At 65.8% G+C, this 15,187-nt stretch carries 16 protein-coding genes and 1 pseudogene; 9 read left to right on the top strand and 8 right to left on the bottom strand.

Annotation, left to right across the window (positions count from 1 at the left end; all coding sequences use genetic code 11):
* Positions 1-107 precede the first annotated feature (107 nt).
* The 3 genes from G6N42_RS20930 (at position 108) to G6N42_RS20920 (ending at position 3,118) form a co-directional block, all read left to right on the top strand.
* The gene (locus tag G6N42_RS20930) at positions 108-683 is read left to right on the top strand and encodes a hypothetical protein (RefSeq protein ID WP_163688857.1); all 576 of its coding nucleotides are present in this window, start codon (positions 108-110) and stop codon (positions 681-683) included.
* 10 nt (positions 684-693) lie between these two features.
* Positions 694-1,857, top strand: a complete 1,164-nt coding sequence (locus G6N42_RS20925; protein WP_163688858.1) for a ComEC/Rec2 family competence protein — start codon at positions 694-696, stop codon at positions 1,855-1,857.
* Positions 1,858-1,960: 103 nt separating this feature from the next.
* Positions 1,961-3,118 carry a glycoside hydrolase 5 family protein gene (locus G6N42_RS20920; RefSeq protein ID WP_197905543.1) on the top strand — a complete coding sequence of 386 codons (1,158 nt, stop codon included), beginning with the start codon at positions 1,961-1,963 and terminating at the stop codon, positions 3,116-3,118.
* On the opposite strand, the gene G6N42_RS20915 is transcribed toward G6N42_RS20920, so the two are convergent.
* On the bottom strand, positions 3,115-3,600 hold the full coding sequence (locus tag G6N42_RS20915; RefSeq protein WP_163688860.1) for a MarR family winged helix-turn-helix transcriptional regulator: 486 nt from the start codon (positions 3,598-3,600) through the stop codon (positions 3,115-3,117). The two genes, G6N42_RS20920 and G6N42_RS20915, sit on opposite strands and share 4 nt — an antisense overlap.
* 58 nt (positions 3,601-3,658) lie before the next feature.
* The gene (locus G6N42_RS20910; protein WP_163732303.1) at positions 3,659-4,234 is read right to left on the bottom strand and encodes a TetR/AcrR family transcriptional regulator; all 576 of its coding nucleotides are present in this window, start codon (positions 4,232-4,234) and stop codon (positions 3,659-3,661) included.
* 99 nt (positions 4,235-4,333) lie between these two features.
* Here G6N42_RS20910 and G6N42_RS20905 point away from each other — a divergent pair, with 99 nt between their 5' ends.
* The 3 genes from G6N42_RS20905 (at position 4,334) to G6N42_RS20895 (ending at position 6,255) form a co-directional block, all read left to right on the top strand.
* Entirely contained in the window at positions 4,334-4,810 is a 477-nt protein-coding gene (locus G6N42_RS20905) for a DUF1772 domain-containing protein (protein WP_163732300.1), read from the top strand.
* On the top strand, positions 4,807-5,187 hold the full coding sequence (locus G6N42_RS20900; RefSeq protein ID WP_163732296.1) for a DUF4267 domain-containing protein: 381 nt from the start codon (positions 4,807-4,809) through the stop codon (positions 5,185-5,187). The genes G6N42_RS20905 and G6N42_RS20900 overlap by 4 nt, the downstream gene beginning before the upstream one ends.
* 120 nt (positions 5,188-5,307) lie before the next feature.
* Positions 5,308-6,255 carry an NADP-dependent oxidoreductase gene (locus G6N42_RS20895; protein WP_163732293.1) on the top strand — a complete coding sequence of 316 codons (948 nt, stop codon included), beginning with the start codon at positions 5,308-5,310 and terminating at the stop codon, positions 6,253-6,255.
* A gap of 194 nt (positions 6,256-6,449) precedes the next feature.
* Here G6N42_RS20895 and G6N42_RS20890 read toward each other — a convergent pair whose 3' ends face one another.
* Genes G6N42_RS20890 through G6N42_RS20875 form a run of 4 tightly spaced genes read right to left on the bottom strand, consistent with a single transcriptional unit; the run spans position 6,450 to position 9,871 of the window.
* Positions 6,450-7,403 carry a DUF5996 family protein gene (locus G6N42_RS20890; protein ID WP_163732290.1) on the bottom strand — a complete coding sequence of 318 codons (954 nt, stop codon included), beginning with the start codon at positions 7,401-7,403 and terminating at the stop codon, positions 6,450-6,452.
* 35 nt (positions 7,404-7,438) lie between these two features.
* Entirely contained in the window at positions 7,439-8,782 is a 1,344-nt protein-coding gene (locus tag G6N42_RS20885) for an NAD(P)/FAD-dependent oxidoreductase (RefSeq protein ID WP_163688866.1), read from the bottom strand.
* A 29-nt stretch (positions 8,783-8,811) separates the two neighbouring features.
* Positions 8,812-9,192, bottom strand: a complete 381-nt coding sequence (locus tag G6N42_RS20880; protein WP_174262124.1) for a nuclear transport factor 2 family protein — start codon at positions 9,190-9,192, stop codon at positions 8,812-8,814.
* The gene (locus G6N42_RS20875) at positions 9,167-9,871 is read right to left on the bottom strand and encodes an SDR family NAD(P)-dependent oxidoreductase (RefSeq protein WP_163732287.1); all 705 of its coding nucleotides are present in this window, start codon (positions 9,869-9,871) and stop codon (positions 9,167-9,169) included. The genes G6N42_RS20880 and G6N42_RS20875 overlap by 26 nt, the downstream gene beginning before the upstream one ends.
* Before the next feature lie 114 nt (positions 9,872-9,985).
* Here G6N42_RS20875 and G6N42_RS20870 point away from each other — a divergent pair, with 114 nt between their 5' ends.
* A complete protein-coding gene (locus tag G6N42_RS20870) occupies positions 9,986-10,918 on the top strand; it encodes a LysR family transcriptional regulator (protein ID WP_163732285.1) in 933 nt (310 codons plus the stop codon).
* A gap of 39 nt (positions 10,919-10,957) precedes the next feature.
* Here the strand turns inward: G6N42_RS20870 and G6N42_RS20865 are convergent.
* Positions 10,958-11,935, bottom strand: a pseudogene (locus tag G6N42_RS20865) (YbfB/YjiJ family MFS transporter); the annotation flags it as partial.
* A 202-nt stretch (positions 11,936-12,137) separates the two neighbouring features.
* Here G6N42_RS20865 and G6N42_RS20860 point away from each other — a divergent pair.
* A complete protein-coding gene (locus tag G6N42_RS20860; protein ID WP_163732280.1) occupies positions 12,138-12,824 on the top strand; it encodes an SDR family oxidoreductase in 687 nt (228 codons plus the stop codon).
* A gap of 7 nt (positions 12,825-12,831) precedes the next feature.
* Here the strand turns inward: G6N42_RS20860 and G6N42_RS20855 are convergent, their stop codons facing one another.
* The gene (locus G6N42_RS20855) at positions 12,832-13,863 is read right to left on the bottom strand and encodes a fused (3R)-hydroxyacyl-ACP dehydratase subunits HadA/HadB (protein ID WP_163732277.1); all 1,032 of its coding nucleotides are present in this window, start codon (positions 13,861-13,863) and stop codon (positions 12,832-12,834) included.
* A 121-nt stretch (positions 13,864-13,984) separates the two neighbouring features.
* Here G6N42_RS20855 and G6N42_RS20850 point away from each other — a divergent pair, with 121 nt between their 5' ends.
* Entirely contained in the window at positions 13,985-15,178 is a 1,194-nt protein-coding gene (locus G6N42_RS20850; protein WP_163732275.1) for a phytanoyl-CoA dioxygenase family protein, read from the top strand.
* Positions 15,179-15,187 lie beyond the last annotated feature (9 nt).

The following is a 15,187-nucleotide window of genomic DNA, read 5'->3' as shown; positions in this document are numbered from 1 at the left end:
TCGTACGCACCCGGCATTGCGCAACCTCCCGCTCCCCTGGGACGATTCGAGGCGATATGTAGCGCCGGTACTGCGGATAATCCTATTACCGACAGCGGGGGTGGCTGATGGTGATTCAGCAGCGGGTGGAGGTTTCAGAACCCGTCCGCCGGGAGCCGGCTCAACTCTGGCACCCGGGCGAGGGCGAGACGGTCGAGAGACCGGAGGGTCTGGCCGCGCCGCCGCCGTTGACCCCGCCGTCGGAGGCGGATCGTTATGTGACCGTTGACGAGCGGGTCGGGAACACCATCGGGGTCGTCTTCGCTGCATGGCCTGTTGTCGACGAGTTCGGGCTCCGGTTTCCGGACCAGCCCGAAGCCGCCTGGTTCGACGCCGATGATCTCCAGGCTGTCGTCGACAGGCTCCGCTCCCAGGCCGGAGATATGCTGCGGCCCTTACGGATCGGCGACACATTCTGGGTGCACGGTTTCTCTGCGGAGTCGCCGAGCGACTGGGAAGCTCTGCGAGACATCACCTCGCAGGCGCGGACGATGGCCAAGGTCGCCGTCGCCGTGGCAGCGCTGGGCGAGGTCCGGCCGCCGGTGGATGACATGACCCTCGCCGCCGACGACGAATATTCGGGTGTGACAGAACAGGTCGCCCAAATGCCAGGGGGGCCGGCGACGGCCCGTCCGACGATCTGAGCGGGCCTCGATGAAACCGCTGCCGCTGGAGGACCACCGACTGACCGCGGCCGACTTCGTCGATGCGGTCCGAGACAATGACCTCGTCTACTTCTGCCTGAGCGTCGGAGATGCCGACGCTCAAGTGATTGTGTTGCCCCTGGGACCCGACGGCATCCGCCGGGTGATCGTCGTCGATGCCGGTGTCACCGACAAGGTCATCGATCTTCTCGACACGCTGGAACAGGTGGGCCTCATTTCATTCGCCAACCCGGCGGACGCCACCATCGCGCTCGTGGTCGCGACCCATCCACACCACGATCACATCGCAGGTATGGCCCAACTCTTTCAGGCCCGCGGTGAGCACGTAGCCGAGGTGTGGGAGCCCGGGTTCTTCCACACCGCCGCGTCCTACCAGAACATGCTTCGAGAGATCGGTACCCGCACGAACATCGTTTACACCCAGCCGACCAGCGGAATGCATCGTTTCTTCGGCCAGGTCGCGGTGACAGTGCTGAGCCCCTCGATTCACCTGCGAAACCGTTTCGACACTTACGGAGTCGAGATCAACGACTCCTCGATCTCGTTGCGGATCGAGCATCCCGCCCGCGCGCTGGCCGACCTCGCCTCGCTCGGCGGACAGTCCAACTGGGCGGCCAACCCGGCCTCGGCGACGCTGATCCTCGGCGGCGACGCCCAGACGTTGTCCTGGTCGTTCGTGGCGACCGACTTCCCGTTCCTGGCGGCATCGGGCAGCGCGCAGGCCAGGGCGATCGCGGCCGCGACGGGGAACCGAGACCTGCTGTCGGCCGACGTTTTCAAAGTTTCGCACCATGCGTCGAAGCACGGCGTCAACTTGGAACTCGTCGAACGCATCCATCCTGCGATCACCCTGGTGTCGTCGACTGCCAGCGGCACGAAATACGGCTTCCCCCACACCGTGTCTCAGGAAGCCATTCGGGAGGCACTCGATCCCGTCGCGAGCAAGCTGAACCCTGCCACCGGGCTGCCCAAAGATCACAAATCCGACGCCGAGTTGCGCATTTTCTACACCAGCGATACCACCACCGCACCGGACAGTCCCGACGCCGGATCCTTCGGCCTGCTACTGCGGGGACGGCGTCGGGAGTTGTGGCGCTTCGGCGACCGTCCGACCCAATCGGTCGACTTCAGCCGCGCCAAACTGTGGACCTAGATTTTCGACCCCGCTCGGCTGCTAGATAACGATTTGAAACCTGTTGCGTTGCAACATGAGACACGACAGCAAACATTTTGATCCGCGACATTATGGTCGTCTGGTGCACCGGCGAACTGCTCTCAAGCTCCCGTTGTACCTGGCAGCGGCCGCGGCGCTGACCAAGATTCCCGTCGCCTCCGCTGCGGCGAGTCGATGGTCGGCAGATCGCGCGAACGCCTGGTACGCGCAGCAAGGCTGGTTGCTTGGCGCGAACTATGTCACGTCGACCGCCGTCAACCAGCTGGAGATGTTCCAGGCGGGCACCTACGACGCGCGCCGCATCGCGGGCGAGTTGAGCGTGGCCCGGCGCATCGGGATGAACACCATGCGGGTGTTCCTGCACGACCAGTTGTGGGCGACCGATCGGGCCGGGTTCAGCAGCCGGCTTTCCGAATTCGTGGCCATCGCAGCGAGGCACCAGATCAAGCCGCTCTTCGTTTTGTTCGACTCGTGCTGGGATCCCTTACCGAAGGCGGGCCGTCAACGCGCACCCATCAAGGGGGTGCACAACTCCGGATGGGTTCAGAGCCCGGGCGCCCATCGTCTTCGGGACCCGGCCTACACCCGCGTGCTGCAAAGCTATGTCACCGGCGTCGTGGGCATGTTCGCGAACGATCCTCGCGTGCTCGGCTGGGACGTCTGGAACGAGCCGGACAACCCGTCGAAGGACTACAGCGATGTCGAGCACCAGGACAAGATGGAACTGGTCGCCGCCTTCCTCCCGCATGTCTTCCAATGGGTGCGCGCCGTCAACCCGATTCAGCCATTGACCAGTGGCGTGTGGCAGGGCCACTGGAAAGATCCGGGAAGCCGCAGCAAGATAGCCGGCCTGCAGCTCGAGCACTCCGACATCATCAGTTTCCACAGCTACGCCGAACCCGCTGAATTCGACGCCCGCATCGACGAACTCACCCCGCTGGGGCGCCCGATCATCTGCACCGAGTACCTGGCGCGGAACTTGGGGAGCACGGTCGAAGGAATTCTTCCGATCGCCAAGCGGCGCAACGTCGGCGCCTATAACTGGGGGTTCGTCGCCGGACGCACGCAGACCTATCTGCCCTGGGATTCGTGGCAGCAGCCGTACACCGAGCTCCCTGACACGTGGTTCAGCGATCTGATCCACCCCGATGGACGAGCCCACAATGACGACGAGATTCGCGTCATCCAGAAGCTCGCAGGGGTTGGTCAAATTGCGACGGGCGCACCCGCCGTTCGTTAGGGGGCGCGTCTTCGCGGTGCGGCCGAACGGGGTGGCCGTTCACGCATGTGATCGCGCACGCGACTCATGAGGTCACCGAGTATGTGCACGTCGCCGTCGGAGAGTGCGCCGTACAGCAGGTCGCGGACCACGTCGATGTGACCGGGAAGAACCTTGGCGACCAGCGCACGACCCGCCTTGGTGATGTCAACGACGGTGGCACGTTTGTCATCGGGGCTGCCTTTGCGGACGATCAGTCCCGCCGTCTCCAGCAGTCCTGCCTGATGCGTCAGGCCGCTGCGGCTGTAGACCACACCGTCGGCGAGCTCAGTCATGGTGAGCGGACGCTTGGCGTCGACCAGTTTGGCCAAGACCTCGAACTGCACATAGCTGAGGCCGCCCTCGGCCTGCAACTGTTCCTGCACCGCGTGCTGAAGCAGGCTGACCGCCTCGGTCAGTGCGAAGTAAGTACGCATTTGCGCAGGCTTCAGACCGCTCGCCATGGCGTCATCCTAGTGTTTCAACATCGAAGCAATAAGTAACGCCGCGTGTTCGGCTTTCTCAGCGGCGGGTGAATTGGGTGACGAGCAGATCCAGCCGCTCCGATTCGTTGCCCGGGCGTAGTCGTCCGGTACGGCCGAGGGTGACCAGCCCGTGCAACGTCGCCCAGAAGACCTCGGTGAGCGCGTCGGCATCCTGTTCGTCGGTGACGAGGCTGACCGCCTGACGCAGTTCGGCAAAGGCTGCCTCCAGCTCGGGAGGTGTGTCGTCGGCGGCGAAGCGTAGCGCGGTGGTGCGGGTGAACATCGCGTCGTAAACGGCGGGGTTGTCGCGGGCGAAGTCGAGGTAGGCGCGGGCGCTGGTGTGCAACGCCTCGGCCGCCGCGCCTGCACCGCGGCGAGCGACCCTGATCACCTCGGCGAGCTCGCCGAACCCCTCGATGGCGATGGCATCGGCGATCTGTTCCATGCCGGTGAAGTGCTTGTAGAGGACAGGCTGGCTGTACTCGATCTCAGTCGACAGCCGACGTGTGGTCACGGCATCCCAGCCCTCGTCCTCGGCCAGCCTGCGGGCCGTCGTGACGATCAGCCGCCGCCGGGCGGCGCGCTCACGTTCGCGGCGGTCATCAATGGCCATGCCGAACTCTAGCACCGCTAGAATAGATAGCACCGCTATTGACAGCGAGATCCAACGGGGTTAGCGTTGCTAGCACCTACTCCCGAAGGGTGCTGTGACATGGCTTTGGAGCTCGCCAGGATCGCCGCACTGCTCGCGGTGCTCGGGACCGCAGTCGTATACGGCACCGACGTGTTCTGCGCGATTGTGCTTCGACCTGCCCTGGCGTCGCTCGACGACGGTGCGCTGGTCGCGATCATGGGACGAGTGCACCGATATGGGGACCGGCGCATGCGTGTGCCCGGAGTGCTCGGTGTCGTGGCCTCCGCGACGAGCGCGATGCTGGCCGCCGTCAGTGGACATTGGTCGCAGACGATCGCGGCGGGCGCCGCTCTGCTGCTGCTCTTGGCCTGGATAGCGCTCTACACACAGGTGAGCGCGCCGATCAATCGACAACTGACAGCGGCCGTCGATGCCGGCGCAACATTGTCGAATGGACGTGTGCTGCAGACAAAGTGGGATCGCGTCATCGATGCCCGTGCAGCGCTGCAAGGCCTGGCGGTGGCTGCCCTCTGCGTAGTGCTGATGATCCCGTGACCGCCATCGCCATCGGCTATACACTCGCCGGACTCATCGCAGCGGGCATCATCTTCATCGGCGCACGCTTCATCGTCGCGCCGCGCGTTGCGGCCGCCGGCTACGGTGTGCTGCCCGATTCAGAGCAGACGTCGGTTCACGCCTACTTGCGCGCCAAGGGCGTGCGCGACATCGCATCGGGTCTGTTCGTCATCGTCCTGATGGTCGGCGGTGCGACCCACCTTCTCGGCTGGCTGATATTGGCAGCGACCATCATTCCGATCGCCGACGCGACCATCGCGCTCCGCAACGGCGGCGCCAAATCGATCGCCTTGGGAGTCCACGGCGGCACCGCTGTCGTCATGCTCATCACTTCTGCGCTGCTACTCCTTCCCTAGGCGCGTTCCCTAGGCGCGTTGCTGGACCACCCGAGACCGGCATCGCGGAATTACTTCGACATCGAAGTAGTTACTCCACTTGAATGCTTCGAAATCGAAGCACTACTGGAGGAGGAGAACATGAAGGCTGTGCGATACCACCGCTACGGCGGCAGCGATGTGCTGCGGTACGAGGAGGCCCCGCGGCCGGTACCTGGGCCGGGGCAGGTTCTGGTGAAGGTGGCGGCGACTTCGTTCAACCCGGTGGACGCCGGTATCCGCGGCGGCTACCTGTCCGACGTGTACGAGATCAGCTTCCCGCACATCCCGGGTGTGGACGTCGCGGGCACGATCGCGGAACTCGGCGACGGAGTCCAGGGATGGAAGGTCGGCGACGCGGTAGTCGCGTTTCTGCCGCTGGACGCTGACGGCGCGGCCGCTGAGTACACCCTCGTGCCGGCCGAGTCGCTGGCGGCCGCGCCGCGTTCGGTGGACCTGACCGATGCGGCAGCGTTGCCCGAGGCTGCGTTGACAGCGTGGCAGGCCCTCTTCGACGTCGCCGGTGTGACGGCCGGACAGACGATCCTGATCAATGGCGCTGCCGGCGCGGTGGGTGGCTACGCGATCCAGTTGGCCAAGCAGGCCGGCGCCGTCGTGACCGCAACCGCCAAAGAGCGTGACGCCGTGCGGCTACGCGGTTTGGGTGCCGCCCGAACGATCGACTACATCGACTACAGCTCGTCGCCGGTCGAGATCGAGGGGGCACCGTTCGACGTGGTGCTCAACCTCGTCAGCACAACCGACGAGCAGACCGAAGCGTTGATCGGCGCGATCGCCGACGGCGGCTTCCACGTGGGCACCATGGTTTTCGGGCCGCAGAACCCTGGCCGCGGAGTCCGCTCGCAGCGAGTATTCGTCCGCAGTGACGCCGCGCAGTTGGCGGGGCTGGTCGGTCGCGTCGACGAACGACAGCTGCGCATCGAGGTCGCGGACCGCCGGCCACTAGAACAGTCCGCGGCCGTGCATGAGGACTCCGACGCAGGACGTCTGCGGGGAAAGACCATTCTCCTGGCCGCCACGAGCAACTGACACGGGGCCCAAATGTTGACGGGAGCGACGGAAAATCGAGAGCCCGAGCATATTTCGTCACCTTCCAGTCCCTTTTTGTTATCCCGATCCCACCCGAAGCGCGACAATCACGTCCAATCCCACGACAAGGAGCGACAGATGAGTTGGTTAACCGCCAGGAGCTCAGAAGCGTGCAACGCCGCGGGGCGCCGACGTCACTGCTTGTCGCGCCACCGGAGCGGATCGACCTCGAGCGCGGCCCGGTCCCAATCGCCCAAATCAGCGGCCGCCCGATAGGTCGCATGCAGAAACTCCAGCAGGGTGCGGTCCGGGTCGGCGGCGGTGCGTACCGCCTCATAGGGCAACAGAAACTGCTTGTAGTCCTTGCTGTAGAAGGCCTGCGAGGGCTTCACGGGATAGTCGGCGAAACCCTCAGGCTCGGGATATGCGTATGCGTAGAAAGCGCCTTCTTCACCGCCGCCTGCCCAGAAGCCGCAGCTGCTCAGCTCGTGCGAATAGCCCTCGACCATCACCCAGTCCCCGCAGTTCGGCGCACCGCCCGGATGCTCGGGCGCGGTGCGACCGGAGAACCGGGTGCACGCCAGATCCATTGCGCCCCAGAAGAAGTGCACGGGGCTGACTTTCCCAAGGAAGTGCGAGCGGAACTCGTGCAGCACGCGGTCAGCGGACACGAGTTGACGCCAGAACAGGTGCGCCGCCTGGGCGTCATAGGAGGCGTGCGTGTGGTCGTCGGCGAACGGGATCGCGGGATCGACTTCGTTGGGGCTCGCCCGAAGCTGCACAGCGATGCCGAGTTCGTCGAGCGCAGCCATCACTTCGGCATAGAAGGCGGCGACCGACTTGGGTTCGAGCGCGATCTGACGGAGGCCGCCGTCACTGCAACGGATGTGCAGCCGGTGCTCGATGAAGTCGAACTCGATGTCGAAGACGCCGGCTTCGTAGGGAATCGCCGAGGTGGTCAGGCCTCGCGGACTCACGTACAGGGTGACCTGCCACCAGTGGTTGACCAGCGGTGCCTGGGCGAGGCGTATCTTGCCGACGATCTGTGTCCACATGTGCAGGGTCTCACGCGTGGCAGTCCAGTCATCGACCCGCAACGACGGCCAGTTCTGCGATGCCGCAGCCGCTTTCGTGGTGATATCAGTCATCTACGCACTCTAGCGTTCCCGCTTGGCCGGGGCCGCTAGTCTGCCGAACGGTTGCCCTGGTGTACGGGCGACTCCCAGGTGTAGGGCTCCTCCGGATGGCCGGATCCACCGAGGATGAACGAGCGGTCGCTGCGGTTGGCGCGCGCAATCGTCGCCATCCATGTCGCGACCGTGCTGAAACGGTTGCGCACGCCGGTGAGAAACGCGATGTGGATGAAGCCCCAGCCGAGCCAACCCATCATGCCCGCGAGCTTGACCGGTCCCGCCTGCACCACCGCATGACCGCGGCTGATGTACGCCGCCGACCCGAGATCGCGGTAACGGAAATCCTTGCGCTTGCGTTGAGCGACATCACGCCGAATGCAGGCCGCAGCATGCCAGCCACCCTGCATCGCGTTCTCCGCGACCCCCGGCAACCCGTCGCGACCCGCCAGATCACCGATGACGAATACCTCGGGATGCCCCGGCACCGACAGATCGGGGTCTACGGTGATGCGGCCCGACCGATCGGTGGCGGCGTCCAATTCCTTCGCGACGTGCTTCGCGAACGGCACAGCCTCGACGCCGGCGGTCCACAGCACCGTTCGGGTGGCGTAATCCTGTTTGGGACCACCGTCTTTCGGGCTCACCGTGACGCCGTCGCGCCGGACGTCGGATACGTGCACGCCGAAGTGCAGCTCGACCCCCAACTCCTCCAGTATCCGCGACGCCCGTTCGGACAGCGCCGGCGCAAAGCTCTTGAGCACCCTGTCGCCGCCGTCGAACAGCAGCACCCTGGCGTCCTCCGGCTCGATGCTGTGGAATTCGTTAGCCAGTGAGCGGGTCGCGAGTTCCCGTATCTGTCCGGCCAATTCGACGCCGGTGGGGCCGGCGCCGGTGACGGCGAACGTGAGCCACTGCTCCCGCTCTTGGCCTGGCGGCAGGGTCTCGGCGATCTCGAAGGCGGCGAAGACTCGACGCCGGATGCTGAGCGCATCGTCGAGTGTCTTCATACCGGGCGCCCAGGCGGCGAACTCCTCGTTCCCGAAATACGACTGACGCATGCCCGCGGCGATCACCAGGTAGTCGTAGTCGACGTCGAACTTCGACTCGTCGGGCCGACGGGCCGTGACGCGCCGCGCCTCGGGATCTAGCCGGATGGCCTCGCCGAGCAGTGTCTTGACGTTGCGGTGGCGTGACAGTTCTTCACGCAGCGATCGACTGATCTGGCCGATGCTCAACGTTCCGGTCGCGCACTGGTAGAGCAACGGCTGGAACACATGGCACGCTGCGCGGTCCAGCAGGGTGACGTCCACGTCGACCCGGCCGAGGCGACGGGCGCAGAACAACCCCCCGAACCCGCCGCCGATGATGAGAACTCGAGGTCGCCCACTGCTCATGTAGCAGTCCGTACCCGTTTCGGCGGGTGCTACCCACGGGTTGCCGGGCTCGCCTGATACGACGCGATGTGCCAGTCCTTGCTCGTGCGGATGACGACGACCCCGATGTTGAGGTGCACGGTGTCGCGGTCCCGGAAAGCGAAGTCCGCGGCGAGGTAGCCGAGCGCCACATCAGCGCCGAGCCGGCGGGACTCCAGGATCCGGTACTGCACCGTCATGCCGGGCGGCTGCGCGTCGTAGTACTCGAACACCCCCTGCGGCCCGACGCTGTACGGCCGCAGCCCCTGAAAGATGGCGTCATCAGCGAAGACGCCGGCCACCCGGTCTGGATCGTGCGCGTCGATTCCGTCCCTCCACGGGTCCAGTACCGCGCGCAGGATCTCCTCAGCGCCCAGCACTTTGACCACCATCGACATGCAGGATCTCGCCGGTGACGAAGCCGGCCGTCTCCAGGTAGAGAACGGCGTCGACGACGTCGTCGATGTCACCGAGCCGTCCCGTCGGGTTGAGTGTGGCAAGCGCCGCGTGCGTGGACGGGTCGTGCATCGGTGTGTCGATGATGCCGAGCGCGACCGCATTGGACCGGATGCCACGACCGGCATATTCGACGGCCAGCGCCTTGGTGGCGGCGTTCAGCCCGCCCTTGGTCAGCGACGCCAGCGCCGACGGCGCCTGCGAGTTGGCCTGGTCGACCAGGCTGGTGGAGATGTTGACGATGTGGCCGCCGGTCGGCATCACTGCCAGCGCGGCACCAGTGACCTCGAAGAAGCCGCGCAGATTCACGCCGGTGATGGCGTCGAAGTCACTGTCGGTGTATTCGGTGAACGGTTTGGGAATGAAGATGCCCGCGTTGTTGACGACGGTGTCGACCCGGCCGAACCGCTGCATCGCGGCATCGATCACGCGCTGGCCGACACCGGGGGAAGAGATGTCACCCGCGACTGTGAGCACCATCGGATCGTCACTCTCGCCGATGGTCCGCGAGTTGGCGACGACCGCGTAGCCCAGTTTCCGGTAACCCTGAACCAGTCCGGCGCCGATCCCCTGGGAGGCGCCGGTGATGACGGCGACCCGTGTCGAAGTGTTCATTGTTGTTCCTTTCCTTGCGATGCCCGGCTCAACGTGCCGAGATAGGGCGGCTATGCCTGGCAGACGCGACGAATCACCTCCCTGCTGGGAGGCCGAGGCTATTAGGCTGACCCGATGGAGCTGCGGCAGCTGCGCTACTTCGTCGCCGTCGCCGAGGAACTGAACTTTGGCCGAGCGGCTCAGCGTCTGCGCATCGCGGGTCCGTCGCTGTCTCAACAGATCAAAGCCCTGGAAAAAGACCTCAAGGTGACCCTCTTCGAAAGGGACCGAAGATCGGTCGTTCTCACACCTGCGGGCGCGGCTTTGCTTCCGGATGCGCGGGAGTTGGTCAGCGATGCCGACGAATTACGCAGGCGGGCAATGGGTCTCGGAGTATCACAGCCTGTCCGTGTCGGCTACGTGAACTGGTGCCCGGTCGACTGGGCGCAGCGTGCGGCAGGAGTGGCTGAGCTGCGGGTGGATACCTGGGTGATGCCGTCACACGCCCAGGCGGCACGGGTCGCGGAGGGCAGCCTCGACCTCGCGATCTGTTGGGTCCAGAACAGCGACCTCGAGAAGCTGTCGCTCGAGGCGCGACTCCTCGGGGTCGACCGGCTCTATGCGCTCGCCGCCGGTTCCGACGAGTCCCCCGTCGAAGCCGGTGACACCGTGGTGCTCGTCGACTCCGATGCCGCCAGTTGGTCGTCGTGGAATCGCTACGCAGAGCAGTTCGCCTCCGCGACCGGCGCCCGTGTCATGCGCACCGACGACGGCGGTGTCACCGGAGCGACGTTCTTCGAGCATGCGCGAGGGTTGCGCCGCGCGGTCCTGAACAATCCCAAAGGCCAGGACGAAGCGGTGCCGAAAGATCTGGTGCGTCGACCGGTGGTGAACCCGTCACCGTTGTGGACGTGGTCACTGGTGTGGCGGCGGGGTGAGGACAACCCCGCGATTCACGCCCTGATCGACGAATTCACCCGAGGTGTCGGCGACTTCGGACTCGGTGACCCATCCGTGTGGTTGCCTGCCGACGATCCGCATCAGCCCGGCGACGAGAGCGGCGGCTGACACCACCACCGCAGCGACGAGCATCGCGGTACGAAAACCGTTGTGGAGCAACGGGCTCACCGCGGCGGGTCCGGCGATCTGACCGACTGAATAACCGGCCGTCAGCAACGCGACAGCCCGCGGATAGCGCAGCAGACGCCCGGCCGCCAGTGACAGCGTGCTGACACCGATGAATGTCCCACCGAAGAGCACCGCGCCGACCAGTGCTGCGGTCACCCCGCCGAACAGGCCGGCCACGGCGATGCCGGTGGCCTGCACGCACAGCGCTGTCGCGAGCAGACCGGGGTGTGACCAGCGAGAGCTGAGTGCAGCCCATAGCGCCGCCGACGGCACTGTCGCCAAGCCGACCACCAACCACGCCCCGCCACCGAGCCAGTGGGGCGCATCCTGTGCGACCGCGGCGACCAGGAACGTGCCCGCGATGATGTACCCGATCCCTTCGAGGGTGTAGCTCGCCGCGAGCAGCGCGAAGGCACGATGCGGTGGACGGCGCCCGGGCCGGTCTGACGACTCCGGCGTCGCCCCTTCTGGTGCGGGATGCATGGTCCAGGCGACGGCGGCCAGCACCGCCGCCGCTGCGGCCGAAGTCCACCACGCCAACCGCCACTGACCGCTTGTCAGCACGACGACTGCCGACAACGCGATACCGCCGCCGACCCCGCCCAGTGCCCAGCCGGCGAGATGGGCGGGCCGCTCATGCAGGTGTTCCAGCAAGGTGTTGACGGCGATCACGAAGACCAGCGCACTGGCGACGCCGGCCAACGCGCGCAGCAAAGTCCATTCGATTGTGCTGGCGATCAACGGCATTCCGACCAGACTGGCGACGAGTACGACCAGGGAAGCGCGGCAGACAGCGACGGAACGGGCAAGTCGAGGCCAGATGGATCCGGCCAGTGCGCCCGCGAGGTAGCCGGCATAGTTGGCCGTCGCCAGGGTCGCGGAGGTATGCGTCGTGATGCCCGCCTGCGCGGTCATCAGCGGCAGGATGGGCGTGTACGCGAACCGGCCTATCCCCATGGCCGCGGCGAGGGCTGCGGCGCTACGCACGACGTGTCCGTGGTATTGCATTTCCCCATCGTGAAGCGCCGCGCGCCTCGTCGGCCATGTCTGATCTGCTCGTAGCTGTAAGGCGCTGCCTCCCAGCCGGGACGCGAAGTCGAGCATTGTGTGTTCTTGCAGTCGAGCGATCGGTGTGATCGCCATAGGAAGGGAGACGTCGATGACGCAGAACGTGATCGCATTGGTGACCGGCGCCAATCGAGGTCTGGGTCGGCAACTGGCCGCAGAACTCGTAGCGCGTGGAGCGAAGGTGTACGCAGCGGCGAGGCGGCCGGAAACCGTCGATCTGCCGGGCGTGGTGCCAATTCAACTCGACGTCACCGATCCGGAGTCCATCCGGCGTGCGGCGGCCGTCGCCGACGACGTCACCGTGCTGGTGAACAACGCCGGCATTTCGACGCGGGCCACGTTGCTCGACGGACCCATCGACGACATCCGCGCGGAAATGGAAACGCACTACTTCGGAACGCTGAACGTCAGCCGGGAGTTCGTCCCGATCATCGAGCGCAACGGCGGCGGCGGCGTCCTCAACGTTCTGTCGGTCCTGTCGTGGACCCACCCACCGACCTCCGGCGCCTACTCAGCGGCCAAGGCTGCGGCGTGGGCTCTCACCGATGCGATGCGAACAGAGCTGGCTCCCAAGGGGATTCACGTGGCCGCCCTGCACGTCGGCTACATGGACACCGACATGGTCAGTTACATCCCGCCAGAGCAGAAGACCGATCCGGCGCAGGTCGCCGCGCTGGCCGTCACCGGGCTGCTCAACGGCGAAAAGGAGATCCTCGCCGATGAACTGTCCCGAAAGGTGAAGGCGGGCCTGGCCACCGCGAACGCCGGCAGCGAGTGACCGCCGATCAGCGGAAGCGGACGTCCATGGTCGCCATACCGAAGATCTTCTTGCCGTCCGACTTCGCGGCAACGATCACCACACCGCTGCGCGTCGCCGGGTCCAACGACTTGACGCGACCGCTGAACTCGATGTCCGTACCCCCGGTGGCGGACACAACGGCCGGCGCAGACAGCCGAACCGTGTAGCGCGTCACCGCGCCGGGATCTCCCGACCAAGCGGAATGGAAGCCGGCACCCAAACCCATGGTCAGCATTCCGTGGGCGATCACGTCGGGCAGTCCGGCCAGCTTCGCGATGGTCTCGTCCCAATGGATCGGATTGGCGTCACCCGCCACGCCGGCATAGTTCACCAAGTCGCCGCGAGACAGCCGGGTGTGGTGCACGGGCAGCTGGTCGCCGACCTTCACGTCGTCGAACGACGGCGTCCCCGGCGTGCGGGTGAAGCCTCCGTCGGCGATCCGAATCTCGCCCTCGGGGCGGAGTTCTTTCTCGTACTCGCCATCCACACTGGGGATGTCCAGGATGTTCATGTCGTGCATCATCGCGTTCTGCACAGCCGTCTTGACCCCCGCGTCGATGTCCTCGGCGGTGACCCCGACGACGGTCGTGTGCAGCGTGTGCACGCGCTCGCCTGCGGTATCGGTGAACGTGTTGGTGACGGTGATGAAATCCCGGCCCGCCGTCCTGCGCACCGACGTCAGCTCGACGTCGATGGTCAATTCGTCGCCGGCCACGATCGGGCGGTGTTGCTCGAAGACCTCTTCGGTCTGCAGGTACGTGTCGTATCCGACGACGATCGACTCGAACATGCGTCGGTTGCACTTCATACCGGGCGTCGACGTGAACGTGACCGGCGCGACGACGTCCGAATAACCCAGCTCAGCGGCGGCGGCGACGTCCCAGTGCGCGGGGTGATAGTCCTGCACCGCGCGGGCGTATTCACGCACCTTCTCGCGGCCGACCAGGTAGGTGCCGTCCATTTGGTAGTAGTGGCCGACCCGCGCTTCGATCGGCGACGTTTCTGCTGGTGCAGTCATGTACTGGCTCAACTCTTCCGTCGGCTTGATCGGAGCCGACCAAAGCACACTAACGCGCAGGCACCCTGATCCCGGAATCCTGCGATTGCGCCCCCGCAACCTGCCTAAGCTGGTCACGCACATGACGGTCGACAGGCGAATGAGGGTCGACGGCGAGCCCGCATCCATCGAGCCCGCCGAATTCCTCGACGTCACACTGCCTCAGCTGTTCGCCGAAGCGACAGATCGGCTGGGTCCTTCGCTGCGGGAGATGCAGCCGCGGCCACTCACCCTCACCGTCGACGGGCGATCCTGGACGCTGCGCGCCGACGATGCCCGCGTCGCCGTCACACGGGGTCCGGGAACCGGCTCCGCCATCCGGGTCGACGCCGAGCAGCTCGACGCACTCGTCGCCGACAAGGTCACCCCGATGGGCTGGTTGGCCAGCGGCTCCCTCGATATGACGGGACACCTCTCCGACGTCCTGAATTGGTGGCTCCTGGTCCGGGCCACACTCGACGGCACGACACCCCATCGCACCGGCGCGATCGAATTCGAGGATCGCGCCGGCGGACCGCTCGACCTCAGCCGTTCGTTCACCCCCGCCGATCCCGCCGCCGACATGGCCTGGTTCCTCGAACAAGCCGGCTTCCTCCACATCAAAGGTCTGTACAGCGAAGACGAGATGGCCGCCGTGTCCGCCGAAATGGACGTCGCCGCAACGCGTTACGCCGATGGCGACGGCCGGTCATGGTGGGCCGGCCTCAAGGACGGATCTCGTGCGCTGGTGCGAATGCAGCGGTTCCACAAGGAATCTCCGCTCGCTGCCGAACTGGTCGCCGACGAACGCCTGACCCGCATCGCTTCGTTGACGGGTGACGGCCACGTCGCCGGCGGATGGGACGGCAACCGACTCGAAGCGCTCTACAAACCCATCGGCGTCGTCCAGGGGATTTCGGACATCCCGTGGCACAAGGACTGTTCGCTTGGCAGGCACAGCTACGACTGCTGCGGACTCACCGTCGGTATCTCGGTCACCGGCGCCGACGCGATGTCGGGTCAGCTCCGCGTCGTCGCCGGTTCACATCGAGCCCTCGTCTGGCCTGCGCCCAGCCTCCAACCTGGCCTCGATCTTCCGGTCGTCGACCTGGCCACCGAGACCGGCGACGTCACGGTGCACTGCTCGTGCACGCTGCACATGGCTGCGCCGCCGGTGCAGCGCGAACGACGCGTGATGTACACCAGCTTCAGCCTGCCCTCGCTCGGCGGCGCCGACGCCGACCGCAAGGAGCTGCGCAGGATGGCCGACGCGGCACCTTTGAACACAAGCCAGTAGCTCACGGAT

The sequence above is a fragment of the Mycobacterium gallinarum genome, from assembly GCF_010726765.1.
Taxonomy (GTDB): domain Bacteria; phylum Actinomycetota; class Actinomycetes; order Mycobacteriales; family Mycobacteriaceae; genus Mycobacterium; species Mycobacterium gallinarum.
Note: the sequence above shows the minus strand (reverse complement) of the source record. Positions and strands in the feature narration are given on the sequence as shown.